Genomic DNA, 14,729 nt, shown 5'->3' on the forward strand with positions numbered 1-14,729 from the left:
TTGTTTGATCTTATTATACCTTATACTGTATGCAAAGTCTAATTCTATACTTACCCAAAATGTTTTTAAAAATAAACAGGCCAAGACCTTAGCGCCTAACCCCCACTAATTCAAAGATTTTGAAGGGGAATGCGGCGCTAACTTTTTTGTTCAAATGTCATGATTTCCCACATATTATTGAGTTCTATAATACGTCTTTCTTTTTCGTCCGTTGTCCACTGAAGCTTCATGGCCATGGCTTCAACGACAGCATCTTTATTTTCTCGCGCCGTATCAATATCAAACAAAAGATACGACGTACGGCGAAGTAAAAAATCAACCGGTGTGAGCGTCATTTCATGCTCTAAGGCGTATCTTAGCGACGCCCAAACAGCTTTCGGAAGCTGAAACGTGTCGGCTTCATCATCTTCAAGGTACATGAATACTTGCGAGACGTTGGAGCCGTAACGTTCCACCAGCTCTCTTGCCGTATTTTCGTCTAAGCCGAGTTTCATGCCGGCGTTAACGAACGTTTTATTAAAATAAACAAGTTCCTGCGATCCGCCGACATCCCCGCCGGAAAGGGCAAGATTTTTCGTTTGGCAAGGCGGATAAGATGCCCCCGTTTCTTTTTCCAACTCCTCGGCGACCATCGAGACAATGGCATCGGCCATTTTACGATAGCCGGTTAATTTTCCGCCGGCAATCGTCATTAACCCACTTTCCGAGTGAAAAATTTCGTCTTTGCGGGAAATGTCCGAAGGGTCCTTTCCTTCTTCATGAATGAGCGGGCGTAACCCCGACCAACTCGACTCCACATCATCTGTGGCAATATGATAACCCGGAAACATGGCATTGGTCGCTTTTATAATATAAGCAACATCCTCATCCGTCACGCCCGGTTCGCGCTCGTCCCCTTCATAGTCGGTTTCCGTCGTTCCTAAGTAAACTTTGTCTCCCCGCGGAATCGCGAACATCATCCGTCCGTCCTTAAAAGGCGTATCAAAATAAATCGCTTGTTGCAGAGGCAAGCGCTTTTTGGAAAAGACGAGGTGAACGCCTTTTGACAAATGAAGCGTTTTGCCTGTTTTCGAACGATCCTGCTCCCGTAAGTGATCCACCCACGGACCGGTCGCGTTAACAATTTTCTTTGCGTAAATTTTGGACGTCTTATCGGTAATCATATCGCGGGCAACGACACCGATCACTTTGCCATTGTCATAAATAAACGCTTCCGCTTTTACATAGTTGGCAAGATGTGCACCTTTTTGAGCCGCCGTTTTCGCGACTTCCAACGTTAAGCGGGCATCATCGGTGCGATATTCCACATACATACCGGCTCCGCGCAACTTTTCATCCGCTAAAATCGGCTCTTGTTCCTTCGCTTCTTTCGCACCCATCATCGTACGCCTTTCCGCTTTTTTCACCCCAGCGAGCCGGTCGTAAACCGATAGTCCCACCGATGTCGTAAACGAGCCAAATGTTCCACCTTTATAAAACGGCAACATCATGCGCAGCGGCGTTGTCACGTGCGGCGCATTTTCATAAACGATCGCCCGCTCTTTTCCCACTTCCGCTACCGTTTTAATTTCAAAATTCTTCAGGTACCGCAAACCACCGTGAATAAGCTTCGTGGACCGGCTCGACGTTCCTGCCGCAAAATCCTGCATTTCAATAAGGCCTGTTTTAACCCCCCGGGTTTGGGCATCAAGCGCGGTTCCCACACCTGTAATGCCTCCACCGATAATTAATAAATCGAGCTCCATTTCAGTCATTTTTTCTATGGCAACATCTCGTGAACACGCTGAAAAAGACAATCAAATTCCTCCATTCGTATTTAAAACATTAAAAAGATCACAGAAATCTCTAACAGACGATATGCGTCGCCCGTCAGCTGATTGCTGTGATCTTCTCATTGACTCCGATCAGTTGGTTATTAACTTATGTTTAGTATACGGGAAATTTTTGTTAGAGTAAAGAAAAGCGTCATTTCATACGTGTTCTCCCGCCAAGGTGTTGCCTTTTTTCCGATGGATGATTTGGGAAACATATATCCCAAACTCATAAAGTAATATGAGTGGTATAATAAGCAGTATATCTGATAAGAAATCAGGCGGCGTGATCAGGACAGAAAATACAACCATTCCAAAATAAGCATATTTTCTAACTTTACGCATTTGCTCGGGAACGAATACACCCAAAGACGTCAAAAACATCATGACGATCGGTAATTGAAACACGAAGCCAATCGGTAACGTTGTCATAAGCAAGAAGGAGAAGTATTGTTGCGCGGTAATCATCATTTCAAAATGAATGGCGCCCAGCCCGATCAAAAAGGAATAAACGATCGGAAAAACGATCAAATATCCAAAAAGTAAGCCTAGAATAAATAAAACGGCGCTTCCCGGGATATAAGTCAAAATCATTTTGCTTTCCTTATCGGTTAAAGCAGGTTTTGCAAACTTCCAAATTTCATAGCCTACATACGGAATGGAAAAACCTATCGCCAATATTAAACCTACAAACAGGTAAATACGCATGATTTCCATAGGACCCAATAAGACCAAAGAAGTATCCACCGAACCGTGATTAATCAGATACGGAATAAGCCAGTGCATCAATACAACCATAACAACGAGGGAAACAGCTAAAAACAGGAGTGAGCGAATAACCATACTACGCATTTCACCATAATGTTCCAGTGCTGATTGATCTGTTGTTTTATTTTTAATATTTTTAATCATTGAGTCACTCACTCCTATCCTTGCTTACTCTTTTTGTGGACCCTCTGATTCCTTGGCTTCATGTGATGACGATTCCTCTTTTTTAGCCTCTTCATCTTTTTCATCGTTTTGTAGAGTCACATCATCCATGATCTGATTGGTAGATTTCTTAAAAGCCGACAACGTTTCACCAAAAGCAGAACCGATTTGAGGTAATTTTTTAGGACCGAAAATCAGTAGCGCTATTAACAATATTAGGATTAACCCGGGTATACCAATCGTACCTATCCCGCCCATACCGTTCGCCCCTTTTTTATAAAGATCTACCAGATGTTACGCTTTTTGGTTTGATTTTTTGCTACTGACTAGTTGACCTCCTCCGTTGTTTAAATATTCCTCGATTCCTTCGGCTGCTCGGTAAGTTAAGGCACCTACAGTTAACGTCGGATTGGTAGCGCTAAAATGCGGGAGAGCAGAGGCTCCACAAACAAATAAATTATCCATATTCCACATTTGCATATAATTATTCACCGCTGATGTCTCCGGGTCATCACCCATAATCGCACCACCGGCATTGTGCATGAATGTGAACTGAGGAGTAAAATGTTCCGGGAGGTGATCTTCATCAACAATATCCGCCCCCATTTCCCTTAATGTTTCAGCAGATTTTTCTACCAAGAACTTTGACATGTTAAGCTCATTATCCTTGTAATCCCATGTGAGGCGAAGGAGGGGATCACCCTTTTCATCCTTATAGTTTGGATCTAAATCTAAATAGTGATCTTCAAAGGGCATGGTGGCCATTTGGATATTGAGTGCAAATGAACGGTAAAAATAATACAGGGACTTTTCTTTAAATTCTTTCCCCCATAAAGGCGTACCATTTGGAACATGATTGTTTTGAATAGGATTCTCTCCATTCTCCCGCATTTCTATATGTCCCCCGTGGATGAAATCCACATCTGAATGGTCGAAGTTATCGGCGTTAAAATCTTCATACGTCATTCCTAAAGCCCCTGTAGATATATACCTATTAAACTTCCGGTCTTCAAAAAAACCTATTGCTTGGCCACTGGTATGATGATCTGTAAAATTTTTCCCAATGATTCCTTCCCCTGTTTCCGGATCATAAGGCTCTCCTATTTCCGATAAGAGTAGCAGACGAACATTATTAAAGGTGTAGCTAGTCAAAACCACAATATCCGCTGGCTGCTCAAATTCCTCACCGGTTTGCGTATCCTCATAGATGACACTCGTTGCTCTATCCCCGTCGTATAAGACGCGTGTGACGTTTGACCTCGTTCGGAGTTCAAAATTGTCTGTCTCCTGAGCAGTTGGAATAACTGTTATATTAGGGCTTGCTCTTGCCCCCCATTCACAGGCAAATCTACTACAAAAGCCGCTGTATTGACATGCATTCAATGTTTGCCCATCAGGATTTTCATATTGCTCCGATATAGTTCCGGCAGGAATTACGTATGGGTGATACCCTAGATTCTCTGTTGCCTCCTGGAATAGCTTCATTGCCTTAGTCTTTTTCAGAGGTGGCGTCGGATAGGGACTCGAACGCTCAGCGGCTAATGGATCTTCCTCTCCAGAAGTTCCCATCGTTTTTTCAAACTTATCATAGTAGGGCTCCAATTCATCGTAAGTAATCCCCCAATCTTGCAAAGACATATCTTCCGGAATTTTCTCTTCACCGTAGCGCTCAACCGTTCTACTGTAAATTTCAAAATCATACGGAAAATAGCGATGTGTTTGTGCAGCCCAATGAAGCCCGCCACCACCAACGTCAGTTCCTATTTGTAAATCGTGAGTTTCCCGAACCGGTGCAGCTGTCTGATCTAAATTATTACGGAATGTTACCGTATTATCAGGTAAATGGTGCATTACCTCATGCCTTTCGGCATAATTTAAGTGATCATGTTTATCATAATAATCTTCCGTTTCCCTTTCACCACCGCGCTCCAGGCCAACAACCTTATACCCTGCTTTGCTAAGTTCGGCAGCTATAATTCCTCCCGTCCACCCTACCCCTACAGTCACAACATCCACTTTATCCATTTTTTCAACCACACAAAACACTCTCCTTCATATGGAAAAGTATTTAACTTTCGCTCAAACTTATCGGTTCTATTACAATGAATTCATCTTCTTCAACCATGTCCCGATAAGACGTTTGCACGCCCGGAAATTCTTTCATCCTCCACCCTTCCATATTTTTATTGCCTCCATGCATCGGATCGGAATATACCCCTTCTAACGTGGTTTGCCTTAGCAGTGAAAAAAACTTAGATGACTCCACACGATTAAGTGTGACTTCATCATTTTCAAATGATCCCAATATTTCTATTTGCTGTTCTTCATCTAAGTCAGGAAAAGCTTCTCCATAATTATCATTACTAATTTTATTCATTTTACGGATACCTTGGAGAAAAATTTCTCCTTTATTTAATGGAGATTCTCCATCTTGAAAAGGTTTTACCATATAAACGTCTAAGTTTTTCCCCCACGGCCCTGCAAGTTGTTTATCAATAAAATAGGGAACGCCCAATGCGATTGCACCAGGACCGAGATCATCTTCCGGAAAAATTCTTTCCGTTGCCGTACTCAGTACATCAAAATCTTGCTGACGTAGGAAAAATTGACGAGCTTCACTATAATTTACCTGCTCCCTTTCATCCCCTTCCCTATCTTCACTAGCTGTTTCTGCACCTGTTCCTAACCATTGATTTCCTAGTACACCACCTAATAATCCTCCCCCAACGATCCCTCCGGTAACGAGCCCCGTATTCTTAATAAACGCCCGACGGCTAATTCCTTCCTTCGGATTTCCCTCGTTGTTCTGATTTTCTGGATTCGTATTATTCTCTGCCATTGTCCACACCCCTTTGCTCAATCGTTCAGTACTATATCGTACTATTATCAGGCGGCCAGTTTACTTAATGTTATGATGACATTACAATAATATGACACTTGTCAGAGTCCGCAAAAAAACCATAGGGTGGCTTTTAAACTAAGTTCAGCCACCTCTATGGTCTACTTTTTTATACGTCATGGTTTTCCGGCTTAAAAACCATCGTCGCTTCCACGGCTTTTTTCCAGCCGCCATACAGCTTTCTACGTTCCGTATCTTCCATGGCCGGTTCGAATGATTGATCTACTTTCCATTTCTTCGCAATATCTTCTTTGCTGTCCCAGATACCGACTGATAAACCGGCCAAATAAGCGGCCCCCAAGGCTGTTGTTTCACTGACGGTCGGCCGTTCCACCGGTGCATTAAGGAGGTCACTTTGGAATTGCATGAGGAAATTGTTTTCAGCAGCACCACCATCGACACGCAACTTTGTCGAAGGAATGCCCGCGTCTTTTTCCATCGCTGCCATGACATCTTTCGTTTGATAGGCTAAGGATTCCAAGGTTGCCCTAACGATATGGGCCTTCTCCGTTCCTCTCGTAATCCCGAACATCGCTCCGCGTGCGGCACTATCCCAATAAGGTGTGCCCAATCCAACGAAAGCAGGCACAAAATAAACACCTTCAGACGAGGTTACGCGCGTGGCAAAATCTTCGCTATCCGGCGATTGATCAATCATATTTATGCCATCCCGAAGCCATTGAACGGCAGAACCCGCTACGAAAATACTACCTTCCAACGCGTACTCAACTTTGCCATCGAGCCCCCAGGCAATTGTCGTTAACAACCCGTTTTCGGATATGACTGCTTCTTCACCCGTGTTCATCAAAATAAAGCAACCGGTGCCGTACGTATTTTTCACCATCCCTTTTTCAAAACACGCTTGCCCGAATAAAGCCGCGTGCTGATCGCCGGCCACACCGGCAATCGGCACTTTTGCGCCAAAGAAATGGTAATCAACGGTTTCCGCATACACTTCCGACGAGGATTTCACTTCAGGTAGCATATTTTTCGGAATGTCTAAAATATCGAGAAGTTCTTGATCCCATTCCAAACTATGAATATTAAACATAAGCGTGCGCCCGGCGTTCGTATAGTCCGTCACGTGTGCCGCGCCTCCACTTAGCTTCCAAATAAGCCACGTATCGATAGTGCCGAATAACAGGTCACCGTTCTCTGCTTTTTCCCGCGCGCCTTCAACATTATCAAGGATCCATTTTACTTTTGTTCCTGAAAAATAAGGATCGAGCAAAAGCCCGGTTTTTTGTCTAAACGTTTCATTCAGCCCCTCTTCCTTCAACTGATCAACAATCGGTTCTGTTTGCCGGGACTGCCACACGAGCGCGTGATAAACCGGTTTGCCCGTATGTTTATCCCAAACAACCGTTGTCTCCCGCTGATTCGTAATCCCGATACCGGCGATTTCATTCGGCTGAATGTCCACTTCAGTAAAAAGACCAGCGATAACCGCGAGGACAGAACCCCAAATTTCATTCGCGTCGTGTTCGACCCATCCCGGCTTTGGAAAGTGCTGCGTGAATTCTCTTTGCACCGAGTGAACTTCCTGACCTTCGCCGTCAAATAAAATCGTCCGTGTACTTGTCGTTCCCTGATCAATTGCTAAAATATGATTTTTCGCCATGATTTTTCCTCCTTCTTTTTTATCCTAACAGCAATACGTACAGCACTGCACCAAGAACTGCTCCAACGATTGGGCCAAATACCGGTATCCATGCATATTTCCAATCAGACGATCCTTTTCCATGAATCGGCAAAACAAAGTGTGCGAGCCGCGGTCCAAAATCTCGGGCAGGATTAATCGCGTATCCTGTTGTCCCGCCGAGTGATAACCCAATCGCAACAATTAAAAGACCGGTAGAAATCGGTTCCAAGCCATCTGTAAATGTATTTGCTCCAATTCCAAGAAGCGCAAACAACAACATAGCCGTGCCGATCACTTCACTCAAAAAGTTGGAAGGATAATGCTTAATTGCCGGGTCTGTCGCGAATGTTCCTAATTTCGCACCTGGATCATCTGTCGCTTTCCAATGAGGAAGGTAATGAAAATAGATGATGACCGCGCCAACAAAGGCGCCGACGGTTTGACCGACAATGTAAAAAGGCACTTGCGACCATGGAAAATCACCAATTGCCGCGAACCCAAGCGTTACCGCGGGATTAATGTGACCGTCACTCACTGTTCCGGAAACATAGACACCGAGAGCGACAGCAAGCCCCCATCCGATGGATATGCCAACCCAGCCCATCCCTTCGGATTTTGTATATTTCAGTACATTGCCGCCGACAACCCCTGCACCAAAAATAATCAGTACCATTGTGCCGATTAGCTCCGCCAGCATTTCATACATAGGCTTCTCCCCCTTTGCCATAAAAAAACGGACAATTCTTTACAGGTTACTTTATCTACCATAACCTATAAAAAACTGTCCGCTCTTTTCTCAGCAGTTTTCATCATTAACTTTGATTATAATGATACAGCATGCAAAAATTTTTGTAAACCCTTACAGCCTTTTTGATAATGCTAAGTTTCCAAGCCCAGTGTACAAGCATTTAAGGCGCTCGTTAAAAATTAGAGGTGCATGCGCATCTCTTTTTTGCGTTTTCATTTTAGCTAATATATTGATTACTTGCCTAATAATGTATATAATATAAGAAAATTAGCTAAAAGGGAGTGGTACAGATGAGAGTGCCTTCAACAAAAACGCAAAATAATTTCGGGAAATACTTGAAGTACGTAGAAGCGGGTGAGGAAATCATTGTAACGAAAAGCGGGAAAGCCACAGCCAAAATCTCCCCCTGTCATGACGAGGACATTGTCAGTGAAGAACGGTCAGAATACCGGTCTTCGGGGGATTGGGTGACTTATGACGAATTTCTGGAGTTAACGGAAGGATCGGAACAAAGATTTGAATTAATTGACGGCATCATCTACAACCTGGCCTCCCCTTCCTATAAACATCAACACGCAGTTGTGGAACTCCAAGGCACATTTTACAATTGGTTTAAAGGAAAAACATGTGAATCGCTCACATCCCCGTTTGACGTGACTTTTTTTAAAGAGGAAGACAACATTTGTGTCGTTCAACCGGATATTATGGTCATCTGTGACAAGGAAAACCTGGATGAGAATGACAAATATCATGGGACGCCAACCCTTGTGGTGGAAGTGTTATCACCTTCCACAAGAAGCAAGGACATGTTGAAGAAGCTTGAGTTATATAAGCAATGCGGCGTGAGAGAGTACTGGATTGTCGACCCAATCAATGAACACATTTTGATTTACTCACTGGAGGACAATGACATTGTCAACAACAAAACCTATTTAAAAGAGGCTCACCGCACGGTTCGATCCGACGTATTTGCCGGGTTGCAAGCGGATTTGCAGGATGTGTTTGCATAATGGCGTTATTGGCGGTTTTTAACTACATTTTCATCAGTCAGTTGCGGCCACACGCTTATGCCAAGGGGGCTTCAGATTAACGCAGTGGAAAGAACCGCAAAGGATTGACATCATATCCTTATACCGTCTGAACATTGCTCTTTTTCCTTCAGCTCTTTGTTTTTTATCCAGTTCCAGGTCATCACATGGTTAAGTTCTGCAATAATCCATGGAGGCCAAATAGGTTTAAAGAGGTGCTCAAAAGCAGTGGCAACTAAATGCTTTCTATTTTTTGGAAAGCAGGACGGATGTATCTAACACAGCAATGATGGTCATTTATTTTCTGGTTCCTCTCACAGAAGTCTACCCATTTTCCTATCTGACATTTAAGACAAATCCCTTTTTGTCAACTCAAAGTCCAAATCAGACATATCATCAAACCGCTTTTTAGGTTCTGAAACGTCTTGACGTTTTCATCTCACGATTTCAACAAACGTTGAATGGTTTCGGCCCACCTTTTACCCGCCCAACTTGCTTTCGGCGACCCAACGTTTCACGGTATTTACAGAACTTACGCTTAATATTTTCTTTGCTTCACCTGTTGTCATCCAATCAGATTGCATAATTTTTTCTACAGATTCTGTTGCCGATTCCATGTCCTCTACACCGTCCTTTCTATGTTCTTTATCTTCATTATTGTCAAAATTATCAATAACTCACAAACAGTATATCCATCAAATCCTTGTCTTACCTTTTTTTAGAACTCCTATAAAGTTCCTTTCAACATATAAAAACCACCGCCCGCAAGCAATGGTTTTATATATATGTTCTGATTTTACGACTGCTTCTGAGATTCGGACGTTGTGTTCGCCGTTTCTTCATTGATTTCTTTTCTTTCCGGTTCGGGCGGGTCATCTTCCATCATCTGTGAGGTGGATTTTTTGAATTCATTCAGTGTTTTTCCAAAAGCACCGCCGATTTCCGGTAGTTTCTTCGGACCAAAGATCAAGAGGGCGATCAAAAGGATGAGAATGAGACTGGGGATGCCAATATTTGGAAGCACAATGTTTCCTCCTTTTTCAACATAGCTGTATCTTTACGACTTAGTGTGACCACAAAACCATGCACTATACTTTATATCTATCGTATCACACAAATAGCTAATTGGACATGGTATAGCTTTCCCATTCTACAAAATTTTTATCCCGATGGTAAGCGCCCCTGCGGAAGCGGGATGGCAAATGACGATTCCTCGGTTTCTGTCAGGGATCCCACGGGGTGTGTAGTTCCTTTCAAAGTAATGCTACTTATCTTTGAGGAATTACCAGGGATATATTATTCCTCTCAAACCAACGCTCCTTACTCTTGAGGGATTACATCGCGCTTGTTTTACCTTTCAGAGCGGTGTGCCATTATTTTGAGGGATTACTTGGGGTTTATTACCCTCGATCCAGTCTTATAGCCACGAACATGAGACCGACTTCCGGCTCCCGATGCTGACTCCCATTTTTTACCCCTATGGATGTCAAAAGACTGAACGCGCACAACGTTCAGCCTTTCATTATTTACTTCAACAGTTTCATGACATTTTTTACGGAGTCCACGGATGTGGAGAGGTCCTGTTTTTCTTCCTCCGTAAGATTCAGTTCGATGACTCGCTCGACACCATCGCCCCCAAGGACGGTCGGGACGCCAACATAAAGATCATTATAGCCATACTCGCCTTCGAGATAAGCAATCGTCGGCAATATACGTTTTTTGTCTTTAACGATCGATTCAACCATTTGCGTTAATGCAGCGGCCGGCGCATAATAAGCGCTTCCGTCGCCGAGCAGTGAAACAATTTCACCGCCACCTTTACGCGTGCGTTCAATGATTTTGTCGATACGGTCTTGGGATAGCAAGTCCATTAACGGTACACCGCCAACACTTGAGTAACGAATCAACGGTACCATGTCATCGCCATGGCCCCCGAGGACAAATCCTTGTACGTCTTCGACCGACATGCTTAATTCCTGGGCAATAAACGCGCGGAAACGAGCCGTGTCCAAAACGCCTGATTGGCCGATTACCCTGTTCTTCGGTAAGCCGGATGCTTGGTATACTGCATACGTCATCGCATCCGCAGGATTTGTCAGTACGATAATGTACGTATCCGGTGAATATTTTACAATTTGCTCGGTAACGGATTTCATGATGCCGGCATTTGTGTTAACGAGATCATCCCGGCTCATACCCGGTTTCCGGGGAATGCCCGCAGTAATAACCACGACATCAGAGCCCTCCGTGTCTTTGTAATCGGAAGTCCCGGTCACATTCACGTCTGCACCTACGACAGGGGTGGATTCAAGCATGTCGAGAGCTTTCCCCTGTGTTGGACCCTCTTTATCCGGGATGTCCACGAGGACAACGTCTGCAAGCTCTTGTTGCGCAACATTAAGGGCCGTTGTAGCGCCTGTAAAGCCGCTACCGATCACAGATACTTTTCTACGTTTAATAGTCATTGATCTGCCTCCTTGGAATCCTTACATGTTCTTGATGAGTTCATCCGCAAACCCGGAGCATTTCACTTCTCTTGCGTTATCCATTAACCGAGCAAAATCATACGTAACAACTTTGTTGCCAATGGTCGTGTCCATGGACTTTGTAATAAGGTCGGCCGCTTCATTCCAGCCAAGATGGCGGAGCAACAATTCTCCGGATAAAATCAACGATGATGGATTCACTTTATCCTGACCCGCGTATTTAGGGGCAGTGCCATGTGTCGCTTCAAAGATGGCATGGCCGGTATCATAGTTAATGTTCGCTCCCGGCGCGATACCAATGCCGCCTACTTGGGCTGCTAAAGCATCAGAAATGTAGTCACCGTTTAAATTCATCGTCGCGACAACATCATGTTCTTTCGGGCGCGTAAGGATTTGCTGCAAGAAAATATCGGCGATCGCTTCTTTTATGATAATTTTCCCTGCTGCTTCCGCTTCGTCCTGCGCTTTGTTGGCTGCCTCTTTGCCTTCTTTTTCTACGATTTCATCGTAAGTTTGCCAAGTGAACACTTGATCACCGAATTCACGCTCTGCGAGCTCAAAGCCCCAAGCTTTGAAGGCTCCTTCCGTGAACTTCATAATATTCCCCTTATGAACAAGCGTTACGTTTTTGCGATTTTCGTCAATGGCGTATTGAATCGCAGAGCGAACGAGACGTTCCGTTCCTTCTTTAGAAATCGGTTTGATGCCGACGCCGGACGTTTCCGGAAAGCGAATGTTCTCTGATCCCATCTCATTTTGGATAAAATCGATCACTTTTTGCGCTTCAGGTGTTCCTTCTTGGTACTCAATGCCGGCATAAATATCCTCCGTATTTTCGCGAAAAATCACCATGTCCACTTCTTCCGGACGCTTTACCGGGGAAGGCACACCTGAATAGTGGCGAACCGGTCGCAAACAAGTGAACAGATCCAATTTTTGGCGAAGAGCAACGTTCAAAGACCGGATGCCGCCGCCGGTGGGTGTTGTAAGCGGACCTTTAATGGCGATTAAGTTTTCGCGAATCGCTTCCAACGATTCTTCCGGGAGCCACTCTCCTGTCTTATCATGAGATTTGCCGCCAACGAGGATTTCTTTCCAATCGATTTTTTTCTTGCCATCATAGGCTTTCTCTACAGCCGCATCGATGACACGGGAAGCTGCCGCCCAAATGTCGGGACCCGTGCCGTCTCCTTCAATGTATGGGATGACGGGGTTATCCGGCACATTTAATCTTCCATTGTTTACTGTAATTTTGTCAGACATTACAAATTCCTCCCAGAAAAAATTAAATCTCGCGCATCGGCTATAAGTAGCCGATACTTTACCCTAAGGGTGACTTCATGCGCTAGTCAATATCATAATCCCTACAGTAAGGGTTGAAACCTGAAGCATCACACGCTACGAACGTTCATCCAATGGAATATATTTTTGCGTATCCGGACCGACATATTCCGCACGCGGGCGAATGAGACGATTGTCGGCATACTGTTCCAAAATATGCGCGTTCCAACCTGCCGTCCTGCTCACAGCAAAAATAGGGGTGAATAGATCGTGGTCAACGCCTAAACTGTGGTACACAGATGCTGAATAGAAGTCCACATTCGGAAGCAATCCTTTGTCATTGACCACTTTTTCCTCAATAGCCACAGACATGTCATACCACTTCGATTCTCCGGCGATCTCTGTCAATTTCTTCGACATGTCACGCAAATGTTTCGCACGCGGATCCCCGCTTTTGTAAACACGGTGACCAAATCCCATGATTTTTTCTTTTTTGTCAAACAATCCCTGAATATGGTCTTCAACGCGGTTGACTTCCCCGATTTCACTTAACATAGCCATCACACGTTCATTGGCACCGCCGTGCAAAGGACCTTTTAATGCACCGATGGCAGCGGTGATTCCGGAGTAAAAATCAGACAATGTCGCTACACACACGCGCGCTGTAAAAGTGGATGCATTTAATTCATGATCTGCATGCAAAACGAGCGCTTTGTTTATCGCATCAACGGCAACATTTTCCGGTTCCTCACCATTCAACATATAGAGAAAATTTGCGGCATAGCCAAGATTTTCTTTTGGTTTAACCGGTTCTTTCCCGTTTCGGATTCTTGCAAATCCGGTCACAAGTGAGGCAATCTTTGCCTGCAATCGCAAGGCAATCCGTTTTGCGGCGTCTTCTTCGACTTCGTCCGCTTCCTTGTCGTAAAGGCCCAATTGCGAAACCGCTGTCCGTAATGCCGCCATCGGATGTACATCGGCAATTGGATAGGCTTTCATATCATTAAATATTTCATTCGGCACTGACATATTAGCCACTAAATCGTTCGAGAATGTCTCCAGCTCCGTTTTGTTCGGCAGCTTGCCATTCCATAATAAGTATACCACTTCTTCAAAGGACGAGTAATTAGCCAGATCATCAATATGATAACCTTGGTATGTGAGAACATCGTCAATAATCGAGCTTACGCTCGAAGTTGTAGCTACGACACCTTCCAGGCCGCGCGTTTGGCTCATAAAAAACCTCTCCTTTACACCTGAGAATCCGATGACCGGCGGACACAACGGCTTGTCCGTATCTTCAGCACAGCAAGGGCCACTCTGTTACATTTGGCCACCGGTTTTTTCACCATCCTCTATTATATACATTTTTGTAGGATTTGTGAATGAATAGTCCTTATTCTTTACGACAAATTGTGATTCATGCTTTTTTACGAAAGACAACGCCGTAAATTATCGTGTAGGAGTAAACAGTGGATTCAACGTCGGATAACCATTATATTTCGATTCATCAGCACTTTATTGAAAAAATAGCGGACGAAGCCTTTGATATACGTTCGCGTAAACGGAAGGATGAGCATAAAGCCAAGAAGGTCAGTGAGAAAGCCGGGGGCGATGAGCAAAAAACCGCCGAAAAGAATACAGATGCCATCAAGCGCAACGCCAGTCGGCGTTTGCTGATTTTGTATTTGCAGTTGCAACACTCGCCATGTTTGCCTGCCTTCTCTTCGCGCCAACCATATACCGAGGACACTTGTGAGGACCAGGAGGAACAATGTGGGCCAAAAACCAAGTGCTCGTCCAACTAACCAAATGACGATGATTTCAATAATCGGGATCGCGAGTAATAAAAGAATGAACAACCTCGCCAAAAATAACCCTCCTTTGGCTGATAAAATCTACTA

The 14,729-nt window shown here is 44.3% G+C and carries 14 protein-coding genes; 1 reads left to right on the plus strand and 13 read right to left on the minus strand.

Going from position 1 to position 14,729, the window contains the following annotated elements:
- Nucleotides 1-137: 137 nt before the first annotated feature.
- The 7 genes from HUG15_RS17995 to HUG15_RS18025 form a co-directional block, all read right to left on the minus strand.
- A complete protein-coding gene (locus HUG15_RS17995) occupies nt 138-1,754 on the minus strand; it encodes a glycerol-3-phosphate dehydrogenase/oxidase (protein WP_200129044.1) in 1,617 nt (538 codons plus the stop codon).
- Nucleotides 1,755-1,970: 216 nt separating this feature from the next.
- Nucleotides 1,971-2,723 carry a twin-arginine translocase subunit TatC gene (gene tatC / locus HUG15_RS18000; RefSeq protein ID WP_200124423.1) on the minus strand — a complete coding sequence of 251 codons (753 nt, stop codon included), beginning with the start codon at nt 2,721-2,723 and terminating at the stop codon, nt 1,971-1,973.
- A 24-nt stretch (nt 2,724-2,747) separates the two neighbouring features.
- Nucleotides 2,748-2,999, minus strand: coding sequence for a twin-arginine translocase TatA/TatE family subunit (tatA, locus tag HUG15_RS18005; protein WP_200124425.1), 252 nt, complete (start codon nt 2,997-2,999; stop codon nt 2,748-2,750).
- 36 nt (nt 3,000-3,035) lie between these two features.
- Nucleotides 3,036-4,778 (minus strand): GMC family oxidoreductase, encoded by a 1,743-nt coding sequence (locus HUG15_RS18010; protein ID WP_200124427.1) that lies wholly within the window; start codon nt 4,776-4,778, stop codon nt 3,036-3,038.
- 31 nt (nt 4,779-4,809) lie between these two features.
- Nucleotides 4,810-5,580 carry a gluconate 2-dehydrogenase subunit 3 family protein gene (locus tag HUG15_RS18015; RefSeq protein WP_200124429.1) on the minus strand — a complete coding sequence of 257 codons (771 nt, stop codon included), beginning with the start codon at nt 5,578-5,580 and terminating at the stop codon, nt 4,810-4,812.
- A gap of 169 nt (nt 5,581-5,749) precedes the next feature.
- The gene (gene glpK / locus HUG15_RS18020; RefSeq protein WP_200124430.1) at nt 5,750-7,261 is read right to left on the minus strand and encodes a glycerol kinase GlpK; all 1,512 of its coding nucleotides are present in this window, start codon (nt 7,259-7,261) and stop codon (nt 5,750-5,752) included.
- Between the two features lie 19 nt (nt 7,262-7,280).
- A complete protein-coding gene (locus tag HUG15_RS18025; protein ID WP_200124431.1) occupies nt 7,281-7,988 on the minus strand; it encodes an MIP/aquaporin family protein in 708 nt (235 codons plus the stop codon).
- A gap of 332 nt (nt 7,989-8,320) precedes the next feature.
- On the opposite strand from HUG15_RS18025, the gene HUG15_RS18030 reads away from it, so the two are divergent.
- Nucleotides 8,321-9,040 carry a type II toxin-antitoxin system prevent-host-death family antitoxin gene (locus HUG15_RS18030; protein ID WP_200124432.1) on the plus strand — a complete coding sequence of 240 codons (720 nt, stop codon included), beginning with the start codon at nt 8,321-8,323 and terminating at the stop codon, nt 9,038-9,040.
- Between the two features lie 497 nt (nt 9,041-9,537).
- On the opposite strand, the gene HUG15_RS18035 is transcribed toward HUG15_RS18030, so the two are convergent.
- The 6 genes from HUG15_RS18035 to HUG15_RS18060 all read right to left on the minus strand — a co-directional run bounded on the left by HUG15_RS18035 (nt 9,538) and on the right by HUG15_RS18060 (nt 14,696).
- Complete coding sequence (locus HUG15_RS18035) at nt 9,538-9,675, minus strand: MerR family transcriptional regulator (protein ID WP_200124433.1); 138 nt, start codon at nt 9,673-9,675, stop codon at nt 9,538-9,540.
- Between the two features lie 179 nt (nt 9,676-9,854).
- Entirely contained in the window at nt 9,855-10,085 is a 231-nt protein-coding gene (gene tatA / locus HUG15_RS18040) for a twin-arginine translocase TatA/TatE family subunit (RefSeq protein WP_281393622.1), read from the minus strand.
- Nucleotides 10,086-10,584: 499 nt separating this feature from the next.
- On the minus strand, nt 10,585-11,523 hold the full coding sequence (gene mdh, locus HUG15_RS18045) for a malate dehydrogenase (protein WP_200124436.1): 939 nt from the start codon (nt 11,521-11,523) through the stop codon (nt 10,585-10,587).
- Between the two features lie 21 nt (nt 11,524-11,544).
- Nucleotides 11,545-12,807: an NADP-dependent isocitrate dehydrogenase gene (gene icd / locus HUG15_RS18050; protein WP_200124438.1), complete on the minus strand. Its 1,263-nt coding sequence runs from the start codon at nt 12,805-12,807 to the stop codon at nt 11,545-11,547.
- Nucleotides 12,808-12,942: 135 nt separating this feature from the next.
- Nucleotides 12,943-14,061 carry a citrate synthase gene (citZ, locus tag HUG15_RS18055; protein WP_200124440.1) on the minus strand — a complete coding sequence of 373 codons (1,119 nt, stop codon included), beginning with the start codon at nt 14,059-14,061 and terminating at the stop codon, nt 12,943-12,945.
- A gap of 242 nt (nt 14,062-14,303) precedes the next feature.
- Nucleotides 14,304-14,696, minus strand: a complete 393-nt coding sequence (locus HUG15_RS18060) for an FxsA family protein (RefSeq protein ID WP_200124442.1) — start codon at nt 14,694-14,696, stop codon at nt 14,304-14,306.
- Between the last annotated feature and the right edge of the window lie 33 nt (nt 14,697-14,729).

Source organism: Salicibibacter cibarius, assembly GCF_016495725.1.
GTDB classification, from domain to species: domain Bacteria; phylum Bacillota; class Bacilli; order Bacillales; family Marinococcaceae; genus Salicibibacter; species Salicibibacter cibarius.

Coding starts and splice junctions, on each gene's coding strand:
- mdh (WP_200124436.1), bottom strand. CDS start 11,523: ATGACTATTAAACGTAGAAAAGTATCTGTGATCGGTAGCGGCTTTACA.
- HUG15_RS18025 (WP_200124431.1), bottom strand. CDS start 7,988: ATGTATGAAATGCTGGCGGAGCTAATCGGCACAATGGTACTGATTATT.
- tatC (WP_200124423.1), bottom strand. CDS start 2,723: ATGATTAAAAATATTAAAAATAAAACAACAGATCAATCAGCACTGGAA.
- HUG15_RS17995 (WP_200129044.1), bottom strand. CDS start 1,754: ATGACTGAAATGGAGCTCGATTTATTAATTATCGGTGGAGGCATTACA.
- tatA (WP_200124425.1), bottom strand. CDS start 2,999: ATGGGCGGGATAGGTACGATTGGTATACCCGGGTTAATCCTAATATTG.
- citZ (WP_200124440.1), bottom strand. CDS start 14,061: ATGAGCCAAACGCGCGGCCTGGAAGGTGTCGTAGCTACAACTTCGAGC.
- HUG15_RS18015 (WP_200124429.1), bottom strand. CDS start 5,580: ATGGCAGAGAATAATACGAATCCAGAAAATCAGAACAACGAGGGAAAT.
- glpK (WP_200124430.1), bottom strand. CDS start 7,261: ATGGCGAAAAATCATATTTTAGCAATTGATCAGGGAACGACAAGTACA.
- HUG15_RS18030 (WP_200124432.1), top strand. CDS start 8,321: ATGAGAGTGCCTTCAACAAAAACGCAAAATAATTTCGGGAAATACTTG.
- HUG15_RS18035 (WP_200124433.1), bottom strand. CDS start 9,675: ATGGAATCGGCAACAGAATCTGTAGAAAAAATTATGCAATCTGATTGG.
- icd (WP_200124438.1), bottom strand. CDS start 12,807: ATGTCTGACAAAATTACAGTAAACAATGGAAGATTAAATGTGCCGGAT.